The organism is Bartonella sp. AA81SXKL (genome assembly GCF_042196945.1).
Classification (GTDB): Bacteria; Pseudomonadota; Alphaproteobacteria; order Rhizobiales; family Rhizobiaceae; genus Bartonella.
This window is the reverse complement of the sequence record NZ_JBHIRH010000319.1, coordinates 1-629: the sequence shown is the minus strand read 5'-3', so window position 1 is coordinate 629 and position 629 is coordinate 1. Positions and strand designations below refer to the sequence as shown.

The 629-nt window shown below is 45.0% G+C and carries 1 protein-coding gene; it reads right to left on the bottom strand.

Annotation, left to right across the window (positions count from 1 at the left end; translation table 11 throughout):
• Positions 1–14: 14 nt before the first annotated feature.
• Positions 15–629: regulatory protein GemA (locus ACFINZ_RS11405; RefSeq protein WP_375701568.1), on the bottom strand; the 615-nt coding region annotated here is incomplete at its 5' end.

The following is a 629-nucleotide window of genomic DNA, read 5'->3' as shown; positions in this document are numbered from 1 at the left end:
TCTTGCATACATGCTTACCCCTCGCTTTTAACACCTTTACGGATTTTCCGCCCCCAAACATTCATCACTTCTCTAAAGTCGCCCCCACTCATCTCACCCAAAGCTTTACCACTTAACGCCATAACACTTTGATGAAAAGCCACAAGCTCAAACACAGCATCGGGATTCAAACACTTCCATTGGGCACACAAAATGGAAATGCTTGGTTTCTTCCTCCATGAATCTTCGCGGTTTTTTCCTCTCCAGTCAACCCCACCCTCACGCTGCAACCAACCTTTCAATGCCTCAATAGCTCTGCATGCATCATCGCTATCGCGTAAAAAGCGAATATGATCAATCCCAGTCTGTCTTTTCACAAAGGCAAGCAACGCCTTATCTGAACGATCACGAATAATGCCAAGATTCCACCCAGCAATCCAGAGCGCCTGCAACTTCTTGGCATATTTACCCTCTAAAAGCTTCCCATTCGGCTTAAAACCAAACGCTTTCATTTCATCGATAACCAAGTGCTTTTCTGAAAAATTCAAATCTTTCACCGATTGCTTGCCTGTTAAGCGATAGAGCAGTGCGCGATAGGTCTCATCATCAAGACCTAACGCGCGTTTTCCCATATGAAGGACAGCTAAAGA